The organism is Providencia sp. 2023EL-00965 (genome assembly GCF_033550225.1).
Lineage (GTDB): Bacteria > Pseudomonadota > Gammaproteobacteria > Enterobacterales > Enterobacteriaceae > Providencia > Providencia manganoxydans.
On the sequence record NZ_JAWUEH010000011.1, the window covers coordinates 47,978 to 64,456 of the forward strand.

At 39.0% G+C, this 16,479-nt stretch carries 15 protein-coding genes; 7 read left to right on the forward strand and 8 right to left on the reverse strand.

Annotated features, from left to right (window positions below; genetic code table 11):
• Positions 1-4: 4 nt before the first annotated feature.
• Positions 5-1,348 (reverse strand): Na(+)-translocating NADH-quinone reductase subunit A, encoded by a 1,344-nt coding sequence (locus tag SC428_RS14280; protein ID WP_140182019.1) that lies wholly within the window; start codon positions 1,346-1,348, stop codon positions 5-7.
• A 415-nt stretch (positions 1,349-1,763) separates the two neighbouring features.
• Between SC428_RS14280 and SC428_RS14285 the strand changes: the two genes are divergently transcribed.
• The gene (locus tag SC428_RS14285; protein ID WP_070926536.1) at positions 1,764-2,501 is read left to right on the forward strand and encodes a L,D-transpeptidase family protein; all 738 of its coding nucleotides are present in this window, start codon (positions 1,764-1,766) and stop codon (positions 2,499-2,501) included.
• Here the strand turns inward: SC428_RS14285 and SC428_RS14290 are convergent.
• The gene (locus tag SC428_RS14290) at positions 2,472-3,239 is read right to left on the reverse strand and encodes a class II glutamine amidotransferase (protein ID WP_070926538.1); all 768 of its coding nucleotides are present in this window, start codon (positions 3,237-3,239) and stop codon (positions 2,472-2,474) included. The two genes, SC428_RS14285 and SC428_RS14290, sit on opposite strands and share 30 nt — an antisense overlap.
• Positions 3,240-3,265: 26 nt before the next feature.
• Positions 3,266-3,844, reverse strand: coding sequence for a D-sedoheptulose 7-phosphate isomerase (lpcA, locus tag SC428_RS14295; protein WP_070926540.1), 579 nt, complete (start codon positions 3,842-3,844; stop codon positions 3,266-3,268).
• Positions 3,845-4,164: 320 nt separating this feature from the next.
• Between lpcA and fadE the strand changes: the two genes are divergently transcribed.
• On the forward strand, positions 4,165-6,630 hold the full coding sequence (fadE, locus tag SC428_RS14300; RefSeq protein WP_318708296.1) for an acyl-CoA dehydrogenase FadE: 2,466 nt from the start codon (positions 4,165-4,167) through the stop codon (positions 6,628-6,630).
• A 340-nt stretch (positions 6,631-6,970) separates the two neighbouring features.
• Positions 6,971-7,324, forward strand: a complete 354-nt coding sequence (locus tag SC428_RS14305; protein WP_070926544.1) for a ribonuclease G — start codon at positions 6,971-6,973, stop codon at positions 7,322-7,324.
• Positions 7,325-7,432: 108 nt separating this feature from the next.
• Here SC428_RS14305 and SC428_RS14310 read toward each other — a convergent pair whose 3' ends face one another.
• The 3 genes from SC428_RS14310 to lysA all read right to left on the reverse strand — a co-directional run bounded on the left by SC428_RS14310 (position 7,433) and on the right by lysA (position 10,745).
• Positions 7,433-8,035, reverse strand: coding sequence for a hypothetical protein (locus SC428_RS14310; RefSeq protein WP_318708298.1), 603 nt, complete (start codon positions 8,033-8,035; stop codon positions 7,433-7,435).
• A 355-nt stretch (positions 8,036-8,390) separates the two neighbouring features.
• Complete coding sequence (locus tag SC428_RS14315) at positions 8,391-9,023, reverse strand: tetratricopeptide repeat protein (RefSeq protein ID WP_318708300.1); 633 nt, start codon at positions 9,021-9,023, stop codon at positions 8,391-8,393.
• A gap of 462 nt (positions 9,024-9,485) precedes the next feature.
• The gene (gene lysA, locus SC428_RS14320; protein WP_070926551.1) at positions 9,486-10,745 is read right to left on the reverse strand and encodes a diaminopimelate decarboxylase; all 1,260 of its coding nucleotides are present in this window, start codon (positions 10,743-10,745) and stop codon (positions 9,486-9,488) included.
• A 209-nt stretch (positions 10,746-10,954) separates the two neighbouring features.
• Here lysA and SC428_RS14325 point away from each other — a divergent pair, with 209 nt between their 5' ends.
• Positions 10,955-11,890 carry a LysR family transcriptional regulator gene (locus SC428_RS14325; RefSeq protein WP_070926553.1) on the forward strand — a complete coding sequence of 312 codons (936 nt, stop codon included), beginning with the start codon at positions 10,955-10,957 and terminating at the stop codon, positions 11,888-11,890.
• Here the strand turns inward: SC428_RS14325 and SC428_RS14330 are convergent.
• Positions 11,864-12,784: a LysR family transcriptional regulator gene (locus tag SC428_RS14330; RefSeq protein ID WP_318708307.1), complete on the reverse strand. Its 921-nt coding sequence runs from the start codon at positions 12,782-12,784 to the stop codon at positions 11,864-11,866. The two genes, SC428_RS14325 and SC428_RS14330, sit on opposite strands and share 27 nt — an antisense overlap.
• 123 nt (positions 12,785-12,907) lie before the next feature.
• Here SC428_RS14330 and SC428_RS14335 point away from each other — a divergent pair, with 123 nt between their 5' ends.
• Positions 12,908-13,780 carry an MBL fold metallo-hydrolase gene (locus SC428_RS14335; protein WP_412544695.1) on the forward strand — a complete coding sequence of 291 codons (873 nt, stop codon included), beginning with the start codon at positions 12,908-12,910 and terminating at the stop codon, positions 13,778-13,780.
• A 54-nt stretch (positions 13,781-13,834) separates the two neighbouring features.
• Positions 13,835-14,479 (forward strand): DsbA family protein, encoded by a 645-nt coding sequence (locus tag SC428_RS14340; RefSeq protein ID WP_272580316.1) that lies wholly within the window; start codon positions 13,835-13,837, stop codon positions 14,477-14,479.
• 2 nt (positions 14,480-14,481) lie between these two features.
• Here SC428_RS14340 and SC428_RS14345 read toward each other — a convergent pair whose 3' ends face one another.
• Entirely contained in the window at positions 14,482-15,321 is an 840-nt protein-coding gene (locus tag SC428_RS14345) for a prepilin peptidase (protein ID WP_233445776.1), read from the reverse strand.
• Positions 15,322-15,747: 426 nt separating this feature from the next.
• Between SC428_RS14345 and rsmE the strand changes: the two genes are divergently transcribed.
• Positions 15,748-16,479: a 16S rRNA (uracil(1498)-N(3))-methyltransferase gene (gene rsmE, locus SC428_RS14350; protein WP_070926560.1), complete on the forward strand. Its 732-nt coding sequence runs from the start codon at positions 15,748-15,750 to the stop codon at positions 16,477-16,479.

Consider the following 16,479-nt stretch of genomic DNA (forward strand, 5'->3'; position numbering starts at 1 on the left):
GGAATTACCCTTCTAACTCAATCTTGGTCAGTACATCACGAAGTACTGGGCCATATTCATACTTGGCCGGACAGACGTATGTACACAGTCCCAGATCCTCTTCATCCAACTCTAGGCAACCCAGTTCCTGTGATGAATCGGTATCTCCAGCAAGCAGATCACGCAGTAAATGAGTGATCATAATGTCAAGAGGCATCACTCGCTCATAGTTACCAATTGGAACCATTGAACGCTCACCACCATTCATGGTAGTTGTGAAGTTAAAACGTTTATTTTTCAGGAAATGACCAATCGTGGTACGTGTAATGGTGAATTTATTTACACCGGGCATAATCCAACCAAATAGTTCTTTCTCACGCCCTTCACGTAATACTGAAACTTGATTATGGAAACGACCGAGGTAATGATGAACATCATCACAGGTCACACCCCATAATATTGAGCCAGAAATAATTCGGTTTTCACCTTCTTTAAGCTGACCTTTTGTCAACTCATACAAATCTGCACCAAGACATGTTTTCAATAGACGAGGCTTCTCAACTTGAGGACCTGCCAGTGAAATAACACGCTCAGTATATAGATAGCCTGTCGTAAATAGCTTACCAATCGCAATCACATCTTGATAATTGAGATGCCATACTTTTTTCTTAATGCTTACTGGCTCAAGAAAATGAATATGCGTTCCAACTAAGCCTGCTGGGTGTGGGCCGGCAAACTCACTGTAAGTAATTTGTGCATTGATTTCAGATTTAACCAAAGCCCCTGCGCCATGGCAGACATGGACTTTTCCATCAGTTAAGCGACTTAGAACAGTTAACCCATCATTAAAGGCTTGCTGTTGTAACTGAATAACCACCAAAGGATCAGCTGCGAGCGGATTGGTATCCATTGCTGTCACAAAAATTGCAACTGGCGTAGAGCCAAGCTCTGGTGAACGGCTAAATGGGCGGGTTCTTAACGACGTCCACAAACCTGACTTAACTAAATTCTGCTCGACTTGCTCACGAGATAGACTTGCAAGCTCATCACTCTGATAACTCGCGAAAGTTTCCTGATCATCACCATCGATTTCGATAACAACAGATTGTAGGACGCGACGCTCACCACGATGAATAGCAACAATTTTACCGCAGGCTGGGCTGGTGAATAATACACCGGGGTTCTTTTTATCTTCAAAAAGTACCTGCCCTTTTTTTACGTGCTCACCTTCTTTAACCAGCATCGAAGGACGCATTCCGACATATTCTTCACCTAGCAATGCTACGTGTTGAATTTTCGGGCCGTCTTCTATTACTTGGGCTGGCTCACCTGCAATAGGAAGGTTGAGGCCTTTTTTAATTTTAATCATAAGATCTGCACAAGTTTCTCAGTTAACCCTAAGCTAATAATCCAGCATGGACCATAGCGACTCAGTAAATAAAAACAGCTCAAGTTACATTCATAACTCAAGCAAATAATTCTCTCAATATTGTGACGCTATTCTCTTATTCTGCCGTTCGTAATTTTACCAGTTCCCCCGACCTATGTCCGGTTATTCAAGTGACTTAGCTCAAGCAAATAACAATAAATTTTCAATTTTGTTGACAATAGGTCGGAATAACCGAGCTATTACCTCATATTTATCGAAAGCTGACTATTTTTCATGCAATACCAGTACATCACTAAACTATTCACTCGCTATATCAAATAACTACCCGCTCATCTAAAATACCGTTAGAATGTCTTTTTTTTAGGCAAAACTCTTAATTTCATTTGGTTTAAGTATGAACAAAAACATCCTTATCTGTGTTGGATTTTCGTTATTATTCCTACAATCAGCTGCCGCTGAAACGAATAACCCTTCATTTTTGCTTAATATGAAGACGAATAATTCGTCAAATTCAGCAATTTATATTCAGATTTTTAAGCAAGAAGGTGTTTTAGAACTCTATCAAAAATTGCCAAATGGAAAGTTTAACCTGTCCAAAACTTATCCTATTTGTAAATTTTCAGGTGGCCTTGGCCCTAAAAAAGTTGAGGGAGATCTAAAAAGCCCAGAAGGATTTTATCAAATAACCGCTAACCAACTGAATCCAAACAGTCGGTATTACCGATCTATTAATTTAGGATTTCCTAATGAGTATGATCGTGCTCAAGGTTATCAAGGCAATTACTTGATGATCCATGGTGACTGCGTTTCTGTCGGCTGTTATGCAATGACAGATAAATATATGAGTGAGATCTACCAAGCAGTAGAAGTCGCCTTTAGAAATGGGCAAAGTACTATAGATGTCAGTATTTACCCATTTAAAATGACAAAAGAAAATATGTTATTGCATAGAAACTCAAGCCATTATGCCTTCTGGCAGCAATTAAAACCTGCATATGATTACTTTCAAGATACAGGCAAGCCTGCACAAATCTCTGTTACATCAGGGAAATATGCGGTCAATAGCTTGCCAGAAACTTCGGATAAGTTGTTGCGACTCAGATCACAATATGCGTTGGCCGAGATGAAATAGCACAAAACTGCCCGGTGCTATCTTTTGCCAACTCTCATTGCCAGTGAGTGGCTGTGTGGCAATAACAGAAACAATATCGGTTGGTGTCGTACAGCTTTGAAAATCAATTTCAACATCTTGATCGAGCAATTTTGCTTTACCAAAAGGCGCTTTACGGGTTATCCAATACAGATTGGTTGAGCAAAAAGCCATGACGTAGCGCCCATCAGATAACAACATATTAAACACGCCTTTAGCCCGTAATTGCTCAGCAAGTTGGCCAATAAAACGGAATACAGCCGGCCAATTCGCAGGCTTCTTTGGATATTTAGCAGCAAGCTGACTTAAGATCCAACAAAAAGCTTTTTCACTATCAGTTTCACCAATTGGTCGATAATAGCCAGTCTCCAACGAGCGATAACCTTTCAGTTGCCCATTATGTGCATACGTCCAATTACGCCCCCAAAGTTCGCGAGTAAATGGATGAGTATTGGCTAAGGTCACATCCCCTCGGTTAGCTTGCCGTATATGAGCAATAACCGTTTCCGATTTGATTGGATACTCCTGCACAAAACGCGCAACAGGAGATAAAAAGCTGGGCTGAGGATCTTTAAAAGTGCGACAACCTAACCCCTCATAAAACGTGATCCCCCAACCATCTTTATGAGGGCCAGTTTGACCGCCACGTGAGATCAAACCACTGAGGCTAAAATTTATATCCGTCGGCACGTTAGCACTCATGCCAAGTAACTCGCACATCTCAAGACCCTCTATCATTCAGAGAATTACTTAACCATCTCTTTTTCAATTAGCTGGATCAGGATATGGATCACTTTAATGTGAATTTCCTGAATACGATCAGCGTAACCAAAATGTGGCACACGAATTTCAATATCTGCCGTGCCCGCCATTTTACCGCCATCTTTGCCGGTCAATGTGATCACTTTCATGCCTTTTTCACGAGCAGCACTGATAGCTTTAATAATATTGCCTGAATTACCTGAAGTCGAAATGCCAAGCAATACATCGCCTTCTTTTCCAACAGCTTCAATAAAACGAGAGAAGACAAATTCATAACCAAAATCGTTGCTCACACAAGAAAGATGGCTGACATCTGAAATCGCGATAGCAGGGTAACCTGGGCGGTTTTCACGGTAACGCCCTGTGAGTTCTTCAGCAAAGTGCATAGCATCACAATGGGAACCACCATTACCACATGACAGTACTTTTCCTCCAGCCTTAAAAGAGTCAGCCAGTAACACTGCCGCTTGCTCAATTGCCTTAATATTTGCTTCGTCGTTTAGGAATTGCGCCAACGTATCGGCTGCTTCTGAAAGTTCACCACGGATCAGGTCTTGATACATGAGATAACCCCTTAGATTGAATAATTTAGAGTAATAACCATTACCCTTTAACTATTCAGATTGTTACACAGGGTTAATTTTCTTTCTACACCTGATTCAGTGCAAATTTAGGCATTTAAGGCTAATCAGTGCTTTTTCGATACTTAAGTTATTACAGATCCCCCATAAATCCATTTTTGAAATTATCACAAGGAGGTATTTGACGATTTTGTGAGCCAAGTTGTAATTAAGATGTAAATGTGTTGCTAATTGTTTATTAATGGATATAGATTAAAGGAAACAACAGGTCAGACCTCTTACAAGTAGACAGGAGTTTCCCTATGACCCTACTCAGCATTATTCTCTTTCTCGCATTAATCGGTGTTCTTTGTTATCACAAAACATCATTGGTTCTAAGTACCGTTCTGTTACTTGCCTATACCGCAGTAATGGGGCTATTAAGTGTTTGGAGCTACTGGATGTTACTGCCTGTCGCACTGGTGCTATTCCCCTTTGTTTTTACACCAGTTCGTCAATCATTATTCTCTGCTCGCGCACTAAAAATGTTCCAAAAAGTTATGCCACCTATGTCTAGCACAGAAAAAGAAGCTATCGACGCAGGAACAACATGGTGGGAAGGTGATCTTTTCCGTGGGGCACCTGATTGGAACAAACTACATAATTATCCAAAACCGCAATTGACCGCTGAAGAGCAAGCTTTTATTGATGGTCCTGTTGAAACTGTTTGCGGAATGGTTAATGACTTTGAAGTTAGCCATGAGCTGGCGGATCTTACCCCTGAAGTGTGGCAGTACTTACGTGATCATTGCTTCTTTGCCATGATCATTAAAAAAGAGTACGGCGGCCTTGAGTTTTCTGCTTATGCACAATCACAAGTGCTACAAAAACTGGCTGGCGTATCAGGTATTCTAGCGATTACTGTTGGGGTGCCTAATTCTCTAGGTCCCGGTGAATTATTGCAACATTACGGTACTGATGAGCAGAAAAAACGTTATTTACCTGGTTTAGCGACCGGTGAAGAAATCCCTTGTTTCGCACTCACAAGTCCAGAGGCGGGCTCTGATGCAGGTGCTATCCCTGATACAGGCGTCGTTTGTATGGGTGAATGGCAAGGTGAGCAAGTTTTAGGTATGCGTTTAAACTGGAACAAACGCTATATCACCCTAGCACCTATTGCTACAGTTCTTGGGCTGGCATTTAAATTATCTGACCCTGATCGTTTATTGGGTGGTGAAAAGCACCTAGGTATTACCTGTGCATTAATCCCGACTAACACCCCAGGGGTGGAAATTGGTCACCGCCACTTCCCACTTAATATTCCATTTATGAATGGGCCAACTCGTGGACAAGATATTTTCGTACCTATCGATTATATCATTGGCGGTCCAAAAATGGCTGGTCAAGGCTGGCGCATGCTTGTTGAGTGTTTATCTGTTGGCCGTGGTATTACCTTGCCATCAAACTCAACCGGTAGTTTGAAAAGTATTGCTATGGCAACAGGTGCCTATGCGTATATCCGTCGCCAATTTAAATTATCAATTGGTAAGATGGAAGGTATTGAAGAACCATTAGCTCGTATCGCAGGTAATGCTTACTTAATGGATGCAGCGGCAACCTTAATTACCTCTGGTATTATGTTAGGTGAAAAGCCTGCTGTTCTATCCGCAATTGTAAAATATCACTGTACCCATCGAGGTCAACGCTCTGTGATTGATGCCATGGATATCACTGGCGGTAAAGGTATCTGCCTTGGCCCATCCAACTTTGTTGGCCGCTCTTATCAAGGCGCACCTATTGCAATCACCGTTGAAGGGGCAAATATTTTAACCCGTAGTATGATCATCTTTGGTCAAGGGGCTATTCGTTGCCATCCATATGTACTTGAAGAAATGGCAGCAGCGCAAGAGAACAACCTGCATAAATTTGATAAAGCGGTATTTGGTCATATTGGCCACGTATTTAGCAATAAATGTCGTAGCTTCTGGTTAGGCCTAACGAATGGCCGTGGTAGTCATGCACCAACCAAAGATGAAACACGTCGTTATTATCAAATGTTGAATCGTCAAAGTGCTAACCTAGCCTTACTCGCTGACGTTTCCATGGCTGTGTTAGGTGGTAGTTTAAAACGTCGTGAGCGCATCTCTGCACGCTTAGGCGATATTCTTAGTCATCTTTATTTAGCTACCGCGACACTAAAACGCTATGAAGATGAAGGACGTCAGAAAGCCGACTTACCGTTAGTTAAATGGGCTGTCGAAGATTGTTTATACCAATCTGAAAAAGCCATTGATGATTTACTGAAAAACTTCCCTAATAGGTTTGTTGCTGGTGTTATGCGTTTTACGCTCTTCCCTACTGGTCGTGCAATGTCCGCGCCATCAGATCGCCTTGATCATAAACTCGCACAGTTAATGATGGAGCCATCTGAAACTCGCGATAGGATCGGTCGTGGTCAGTATCTAACACCAACTGAACATAACCCACATGGTTTGGTTAATCAGGCCCTGTATGACATCATCGCCGCAGAACCAATTTTTGAAAGGATTTGTCGCTTGAAAGAACGTAAATTTAGCTTCACTCGCTTAGATGAATTGGCAGAGAAAATGCTACCTGAAAATATCATCACACAAGAAGAAGCGGATATTCTACGCAAAGCTGAGGCTAGCCGTCTTCGCACCATCAATGTTGATGAGTTTGATTTCGAAGCATTGGGAACAGCTAGTACAAAAAAGCCTCAAACTGAAAGCGAACACGAAAAGCAATCTAAAAAGAAACAAGCTGCTTAATTAATTACAGGCACAAATGAAAATAGGCGGGAAACATAGATAAACGATGTAACCTGCCTAACTAAATGTAGCCCCTCTCAGATTTGAAGCATAGCAAGTATATTTAATGATATAAAAACTAGCCTTTTATATTGGGCTAGTTTTTATTTTTTTAATTAAACTTCACTAACATTATCATTATTCGACTTAAACATCTCTAATAAAGAGTAATTACATCTTTAGTAACATTATTACTATATAAATAAATTTAACTTAAACAATTCTTATATTAATATCTCCCGCTATTTTCACTGTAGCGAGTGAAATCAATAACTCTCAAGTTTATTAATGGAGATATCATATGTCTTATTCAAGTAAGGAAGTACCACAAGGGGTCAAGCGTTGGAACTGGGGCGCGTTTATGTTTAATATCATCTGGGGATTTGGAAATAAATCTTATTTACCGTTATTGATGCTAATCCCAGTATTTAATCTAATATGGATGTTCGTTTGTGGATTCAAAGGTAATGAATGGGCTTGGAAGAATGGTGACTATGATTCAGAAGAAACCTTCATGAAAGTACAAGAAACATGGAATAGAGCTGGATTAATCTATTTTATTATTAGCGTTGTATTTTCTGTCGTATTTTTCTTATTCTTTTTCTCGACAATGATGGCAATGTTAGCGGGTATTGCATCACAAGGTCAATATTAACAGTAAGTTATAACTGCTATAGTTTGTAATTAATATTAAATTATCATAGTGATTTTAAAATATCATAAACAAGCTTAAAATCACTATGACGACCACAGTTCTAATGTTTTATTTTAATTGATGTAAATAATTCATTCTATTAACAACACTCAACCAATCTTTTTGATACAGTAAACATTGAAAGCAATCCTCCTTTGCCCCCATATCAATATAGAACTTAGCTTTACTCACCCTATTATCAATATGACCTTTGTTATACAAATAGATATCCACTAGAGATCCAATAGCATCCCCCCTATATCTTCCATTCAAATCAATAACTTTCTGATAATAGCGAATGCTATTTTCTAAATTAACATCCATACCGATACCAACTTTATTTAGAATAGCTAAATGATATAACGCAGGTTCAAAATCAGGTTGTAATTCAATGCTGTTATTTAAATAATTAATAGCTAATAAACAATTTTCATCGGGAACACGTTTTTTTACAGAACAATTCGAGTCATCAAAATAGATAAGATATAAGAGATAATGACTATACACATCACCTTTCCTAGCTTTATCTTTCAATTGATTAAAATTTTGAATTGTTCTAGGTTCTTTAACCGATATATTGAGATCACTTTGATATATGATTTCCTTTTTAGGTAATTTATAGTCAAGCATTCTATAAGAAGGGCGCTCCTTATAGGTTTCTTGACAGCCCATACAACCACTTATAAAAAAAACAAAAATAATGTAAAAATATCTAAGCAAACTAGAACCTATTAAATATTGTGAGGTAAAAAATATTAAAAAAGAATGAAGCAGCGGTAATCATATTTTAAATATTTAATTCACCCTCATCTGTGTTTTCCTTCTAATGCAGTAAGGTGTGTAATTATTAGATGATATCTACTCGTTATACTGTAAGTTGCAGAGGTGTTAACTGCATCTAGCTAACCAAGTCACATAGTTTACCTATGCTCCGCTGCTACTTTAGCTTGTCGCTTATCTGCTCCTAAAATTATTTAGAGTATATTTATTTCCATTTCAAATCCTTTTATTAATATTTAACCTACTATTAATCTAGTTTTTTAAAGCTACCGTAATGCCTAGTACAAAATTGACTTCCATTTTTCATGCCAATTTCAGCATAATGTTGAGCTTGTTTTAAATCGACACCTTCGCCATCATCATTACTGATATGAAGATAAATCAAATACTCACATGCTAATTCACTACCTTTTTCCCCCTTATTCATTACCTTATCTAAATAATAAACTGCTTTTTGACGATTTCTTTTGAACCCAATACCTTCAGCATACATTTTACCAAGTTCAAACAGTGCTAAATCATACTCAGGATTTTGCTCAAGTGATTTTTTAAGGTATTCAACAGCAAGTAGACAATTCTGGTTCGGTTTAGTATCTAATATAATAATACTACTACAATTAGAATCATTATAATGTAGCATAGACATTAAAAAACTACTTTCCGCATCGCCATTTTCAGATTTAAATTTTACATTTAAAAAATCATTTAAATTTCTAGGCTCTGGATTTTTATCTTTTATAGAATTATCAAATTTAATATAATTAGATGGATAGTTATAATTTAACATTCTATATGAAGGGGTAATTTCCTCTCGCTCTTTATTAAGAATACAACATCCTGATAGAAATAACACAAACAAAACAATTGTGAATATTTTCAATCAATACCTCATTAATTAATGAAATAAATTATAAACAATTAAAAATACGTGATAAAACTTAATTAGCAAATAAATTAAATCAGTAATAACAGTATATATAAACTAAAAATTAGACTTAAATCATTACCAGAAAGCTAACACAAAAAAATTATCTCATTAAACTATAAGATAAAAAATAACTAATTAAGGTTATTTTTTATTTATCTGATAAAAAACAGATAGCATAAAATTATTTATACTTAAAATAAACTAAGGTGTGGCTAGACGATAAATGAAGATGAAGCGGGTAGAGTATACATAAACTATCAACACACTGAAATTTGGAGAATTTCGGGTACATATTGAAAACGAAAGATACTATCAATATGACAATATCTCCCCTTGTCATGCTTCAAGATGCAGGAGGTTGACTACGCCTACCTGCATCTCAAATTATTTACGGTATATATTTATAGACAAGAATTAAAGTTCTAGCGCCAATAACTCTTCGATGGTTTGGCGACGACGGATCAGTTTTGGCTCACCATTAATCAGTAGTACTTCAGGTAATAATGGACGGCTGTTGTAGTTTGATGACATGGAAGCACCGTATGCACCTGTATCATGGAACACTAAATAATCGCCAATCTGCACCTCTGGTAATAAGCGAGTTTCCACCATACCGCCTTCTTGCTGCGTAAACACATCACCTGATTCACATAATGGCCCAGCAATGATACTTTCTGTTTGTGCGCTATTTTCGAGTGATCGTCCATCGGCAGGGAGTACAGAAATATGATGATAGCTGCCATACATTGCTGGACGCATTAAATCATTAAAACCACTATCCACTAGCACATAGTGACGGCTACCCATATGTTTAACTGCTCTAACTTCGGCGATTAACACACCAGACTCCGCAACTAAATAACGTCCCGGTTCTATTTCCAGTTCAACATTATGCCCCAAATGTTGCTCGATACGCTGACGAGCACTATTCCATAGGCTGTAATAATGTTGAATATCAATAATTTCATCTTGCTCACGGTACGGTGTTGATAGCCCACCACCAGCCGAAATCGCCTGTATATCAACACCTGACGAAATGACTTGCTCGACCATTGCATCACAGACATTGGCTAGATGTTGGTAATCTACCCCAGAGCCAATGTGCATATGCAATCCGACTAACGATAAGTCATATCGACGAATTTGTTCGAGTGCCTCTGGTAAGTCTTGATACCAGATACCATGCTTGCTGTTTTCACCACCTGTATTGGTTTTTTGTGAGTGACCGTGACCAAAGCCTGGGTTAATACGTAACCAAATTGGATGCCCTTGTTTTTGTTCACCAATTTGACTCAACATATCGATTGAGCCTGCATTAACAGGAATATCTAGCTCTGTAACACGTGCTAGTGTCGCTCTATCAAGTACATCAGCCGTAAATACTATTTCTGATTTTTCACGACCCGCCTGAAAACCAGCGACTAAAGCACGCTCAATTTCGCCTAGTGAAACAGAATCGACTTTGACACCATGTTCACGCATCAAACGTAAAATATGGATATTAGAGCAGGCTTTTTGTGCAAAACGCACCGTGTCGAATACTTTGAGCTGTTGTATACGCTCAATAATAACGGCGCTGTCATACACCCATAATGGCGTCCCAAACTGCTCAGGCAAAGCACGTAGATTTTCAGGTGTTAAATATTGGCTTGTGGTGGTTGCAAATGATGTCATTGTATACCCGAAATCCTTCAAGTTTCAGTGTTGTTGATAGTTTATCTATGCTCCCCGTCTATCTTCGTTTGTCGCCTAACGGCAACTCGCATCACTTGGAGTATAGATCCTCTAACCATTTTTATTATACCTTCTATTATTCAGAGAATAGTCGGGAAAAAAAATATCCATTTTGTTAGAATCTATTCACTTTTGATATAGGATTGGCGATGAACACATTTTCTTGGCGGCATATTGAAATTTTTCGGGCAGTAATGACCACGCCAAATTTAACTGAAGCGGCACTCTTACTGAACACCTCTCAGCCAACAATCAGCCGTGAGCTGGCTCGGCTTGAACACCTATTACAGTTTAAATTGTTTGATCGTATTAAAGGTCGTTTAAAACCAACCACTCAGGGGCTACGTTTTTTTGAAGAAGTGGAGCGTTCATATTATGGATTAGAACGTATAAAAAACTCGGCGCAGACGATCCGCCGCTTTGATAACGCTCAACTCTCTGTCATTTGTTTACCGGCTTTCGCACAATCATTATTGCCGCATGTTTGCCAAAAATTTATGGCTGACTACCCTGAAGTGAGTTTAACGGTTATCCCGCAGGAATCTCCCATTTTAGAAGAGTGGTTATCAGCTCAGCGCTATGATTTTGGATTAACCGAGCATTTGCAAACCCCACCCGGTACTGAGCAACTGACATTAGGCTCACTGAATGAAGTTTGTGTCTTACCAAGCGGCCATCCTCTTGAAAGTAAGGCAATACTGACACCAGCTGATTTTCAGCAGCAAAGTTTTATCAGCCTCTCACTGACTGATAGCTATCGACAAGTCATTGATGCCATTTTTTCTCAACAGCAAATAGACAGAAAAATGGTGATGGAAACCCATTCGGCATCATCGATTTGTGCGATGGCACTAAAAGGCATTGGTATTTCAATCGTCAATCCAATTACTGCGTTAGATTTTCATCAGCAATCATCTGGTAAGCTTATTATTCGACCGCTTAGCTTTGCGATCCCATTTACCGTAAGCCTAATAAAACCCATTCATCGCCCATCCTCAGAGTTATCAGATGTTTTCACTCGCTATTTACAAGATATATTTGCACAAACAGAGCGGGATTTAAGTGTGGCGCTGTTGGAGCATTGATAACCAATATTCCGAGGTTGCAAACCAATTACCAAGAAAATCTAATACCGCCCTTAATGTTGTAGGCATATTTTGCCGACTGGTATAAACCGCATAAATCCCAAGTGGCTGCGGTGTATAATCTGGTAGTAATTGGATAAGCTCTCCCGATTCAAGGTATTTTTTTACCGATAAATAGGGCTGCATTGCAATACCGGCTCCATTTAATGCGGCTTGAGATAAAAAGACAGACTCATCAGCGCTTAATCGCCCCCCCACTAACACAGAAAAAGGCTCACCGTTCTTTTCAAATCGCCATAAACTGCGGCCGAAGAAATTATAAGTTAAACATTCCATAGGGGCTAAATCTTCAGGTTTAACCGGTATTTTTTTATCTTTTAAAAAAGAAGGGGCGGCACAAATCACCGAATGGCAAGTTGATAATGGTTTTGCAATTAAACTCGGCTCTAATTGGTTAGTAATACGGATCGCAAGATCTATCCGTTCTTCAACTAAGTTTACCGCTTTGTTGGTAATGCTCAGATCAATCGCCATATTAGGATACTGGTTAAGAAACTCTGTCATTGCGACGGAAAGGACTTGACTAGCAATTGACTGTGCGCAACTAATGCGCACCAAACCTGTTAGTTCATTAGCATCATGTTTTTGTTGTACAGGCAATGTTAGAGACAATGCATTCAATTTAAGTGCTTGCTGATAAACGCTTTCTCCAGCCGAAGTTAAACTCAATCGTCTGGTTGTCCGGTTCAGTAAGCGTACCCCCGCCCATTGTTCCATTTCAAAAAGATAACGCGTTACCATCGCACGCGACATATCCAATTGATCCGCCGCAGCACTCATACTGCCCTGCTCTACAATACTAATAAAAACTTGAACTGCCGTTAGCCTATCCATCTATTTGACCGATTTATGCAACAAACATTTGCTCATTATGGCGTTTTTCTCATCATTATTGCAATTTAATATACACCTATTCCAGACAGATGAGACAAACTAACCAACAATTGGAAATAAATGATGAAACTACACACAGCAGTTGCCGCCTCAATTCTATTGATGAGTACCTCATTAGCTCAGGCCGCCGATCTAAAGCTCGATGTTTATAACCCAGGAAATAACAGTGTATTCCCTGTTTCTTCTGAAATTATTAGCGGTGATAAGGAAGTTGTTTTAATCGATGCTCAATTTCAAAAAAATGATGCTCAAGCTCTGGTTAATAAAATCAAAGCATTAAATAAAACATTAACAACTATTTATATCAGTCATTCAGATCCTGATTATTACTTTGGATTAGATACCATCACCAAAGCATTTCCAGATGCAAAAGTGGTCGCAACAAAAGAAACTGTCGAAGCCATTAAAGCATCGAAAGATGGTAAATTGGCGTATTGGGGTGAAGTACTTAAAGAGCAAGCTCCGACAGCACTAGTCGTTCCGGATGTGATACAAGGTAATAGTTTTACTGTTGATGGTGAAACTTTGCTCATTAAAGGGAGTGATGGCCCAGCCCCTGATCGCACCTATGTGTGGGTTCCGTCACTTAAGGCTGTCGTTGGCGGTGTTGTCGTTTCAGATAATATCCACATTTGGATTGCTGATACCCAAACCAAACTATCTCGTCAACATTGGCAACAAACATTAGAAGGCATTCAAGCGCTAAAACCTGAAATCGTTGTTCCCGGTCATTTCACGGGGAATTCAAAAATGGATTTAGGTACAGTTACTTTTACTCAGCAATATTTGAATACATTTGAATCGATGGCAGAACAGAGTAAAGATGCCAAAATGCTAACCAGTAAAATGGAAGGGGCTTACCCTAACCTTGATGACAAATCGAGCCTAGAATTGAGTGCCAAAGTTATCAAAGGCGAAATGCAGTGGCCACAATAAAATAATCATGGTTGGCCGACTTAGCTCGGCCACGACATTAATAGAGGATAAACCGTGAGTAAAATAACCCTACATTATATTTATGATCCGCTTTGTGGCTGGTGCTATGGTGCATCACCACTCATTGAAATTGCGAATGCTCATCCTAATATTGCTTTAGAACTTCATGGCGGAGGAATGCTTGCAGGTGCATCCCGTTTACATATGGATAATCAGTTTCGTGAACATATTAAACAATCGGATAAACGCATTGCCGCTATGACGGGACAAGTGTTTGGTAAGCAATACCTAAACATGTTGGATGAGCCAGATCTGGTACTTGATTCCGCACCACCATTGCAAGCTATCCTTGCAGCAGCTCAGCAACACAAAGCACTAACTATGCTAAAAGCGGTTCAACATGCTCATTATGTTTCAGGTCGACATATTAGCGAACCCAATACTCTATTAGAAATCGCACATGAAATAGATTTGGATATTGAGCAATATCAGCGCGATTACCTACAACAAGGTGGCGATAATCTAGAACAGCATATTCACTATAGTCGCCAATTACTTGCACAGTCAGGCTCTTCAGGCTTCCCAACATTATTAATCCAGCAACAGGGCAAATGGTTGCGCGTGCCATTACAAAACTATTTAAGCGATGTAGAACAATGGCAGCAGTTTTTAGATTCAATAGTTGCAACCAGCCATTAAATTTAACCCATTATTTTTATAATAAATGGATTGAGTGAAGGTGCAAACAACCAATAACTGGCACTGAGTGTAATCGCAGGCCCAAATGGAATCGCATGAAGCACGTTGTTGTGCTTTTTAATGTGATAAGCAATGCAATAATGTATTGTACCAAACACAGCAGCTAAGGCTAAAAAATAGGGTAAATCCATCAGACCTATCCATGCAGCACCAGCAGCTATCAGCTTTAAATCCCCCCGCCCCATTTGTGGGCGTTGGCGGATTTTTTCCATGATCATAGTGATTAGCATTATGGAAAGATAACTAATCACAACCGCATATACAGCAGAAACCACATTGCCTTGTGTTATACAACTTTGATATACCAAACCAGCCCACAATAATGGATAAACAAGTATATCAGGGAGATAACCCGTTTTAAGGTCAATGATAAATAGGCAAACCATGATGTTTAAAAAGAAAGTGAATAAGGCAATAATTATTAACTCATTATTTAATAACGTATTAATAAATATTAAAGGAAGGTATAACAGTACTAACCATATAGTCTTAATGTTAATTCGTTCTTTATGAAAATATTTAACTGGAATATATTGTAACCACCACTGCGTGTTCTTTGCGGATAAAAATATAAGAATGATCATCAATAACAGTCGGTCATAACAACTATTTTCGAACAATCCAAAAAAACATTTTCCGTTAATATTTTCAAGACAAAAATTACCTCGACACAATGTTAAAGCTGAAAGAATAGAAGAGATAATGCCATCAGTATAATGAAAAGGTAAAAGAGAGAGATTATTGGTAATTTTGTGATAAATCCGCTCGACAGAAAATAGCATTAGAGTCTTCCTTACCCATTCCTTTAGTGCCGCTATACTCTAAATAATTCAAGATGCAGGTAGGCGACAAGCGAAGGTAGGCGAGAAGCAGAGATAAACTATGTAACTCGACTAACTGAGCGTAATCAACAACCCTGTAACTTGCAGTATGACGTGTATATACTCGTTATATGCTAACAATATACCGTGATTCGTCTTTTCTCCATACACAGTAATTCCGATGTAAATCATCGTTTTATCCTTTATAATCAACGAGTTTTTTAAATCCACTAAATATATACACCCTACCAATGCCACACAAAGTAGACTACAAAAACGGTTCAAATCACTATAAACTTAAGTGTCTCCCTTGCATTTAGGGATTTAAACCCCATATTTTATTTTTGCTATCTGTATTTTTAACCTTGTATTTTTTAAGGAAAAATTATGCGCATCCCACGCATTTATCACCCTGAGCCACTCCAAACCAATACAACAATCGCTCTTGACGATGATGCTGCTAACCATGTCGGCCGCGTTCTTCGCATGACGGCAGGCCAAAAGCTTGAGTTATTTGATGGGACAAATCAGGTTTTTAGCGCTGAAATATCAGAAGCAAGTAAAAAGAAAGTCTCGGTCAATATTGTCAGCAGCCAATTTGATGACAGAGAATCACCATTAGATTTGCACCTTGGGCAGGTCATTTCCCGCGGTGAGAAAATGGAGTTTACCATTCAAAAATCGGTAGAACTTGGTGTTAATACCATTACGCCATTATTGTCAGAACGTTGTGGCGTGCGTTTAGATGGCGAAAGACTCGAAAAAAAATTACTACAGTGGCAGAAGATAGCCATTGCCGCTTGTGAGCAATGTGGTCGTAACCGCATCCCACAAATCCGTCCTATCCAATCTCTTGAAGCATGGTGTGCAGAGGACGACGGTGGGTTTAAAATCAATTTACACCCTAGAGCAACACAAAGTATCAATACATTGCCCGCCGAATTAAATAAAGTTCGCCTATTAATCGGCCCTGAAGGTGGGTTAAGTGATGAAGAAATCGCCATGACAGCCAATTATCAATTTACCGATATTTTGTTAGGGCCAAGAGTATTAAGAACAGAAACGACTGCGCTAACCGCAATCACCGCACTACAAGTGCGCCTAGGTGACCTAGGTTAA